General features: G+C 70.0%; 1 pseudogene. It reads left to right on the forward strand.

Features of this window, described 5'->3' with window-relative positions:
- Positions 1–17: 17 nt before the first annotated feature.
- Positions 18–426, forward strand: a pseudogene (locus AB8Z36_RS42095) (hypothetical protein); the annotation flags it as partial.

Raw genomic sequence — 426 nt, forward strand, 5'->3', positions numbered from 1 at the left:
CCCCCTGTGAGCCCCTCATGCACAGCTCGCCCGCGCCCGCCCCTGATGTCTCGGTCATCCTGCCCTGCGCCGGATTCGCCACGCGCTTCGAGGCGCCCTACTCGAAGGAGCTGCACTGCCTGGCACCGGGAGTCACCGTGCTCGACCGCAGCCTGGAAGCCGTGGTCGAACTGGCCAAGAGCGGACTCACCGTGCGCCTGGTCGTGGTCTTCGGCACGCACAAGCTGGACACGGTGAGGTACCTCGCGCGCTACGCCCAGACCTTCCAACTGACCTTCGTCTACCAGGACGAGTCGTTCGACCCCGGCCTCGACGGCGCCATCCGGTCGGCCCTGCCCATGACGCACGGGCCGGTGGCCCTCGTCCTGCCCGACATCGTCATGAGCGGGGCGGGCAGCACCGAGAGCCTGCTGGCCGCTCTGCGGC

Source organism: Streptomyces flavofungini, from assembly GCF_041028215.1.
In the GTDB taxonomy this organism is placed as follows: Bacteria; Actinomycetota; Actinomycetes; order Streptomycetales; family Streptomycetaceae; genus Streptomyces; species Streptomyces flavofungini_B.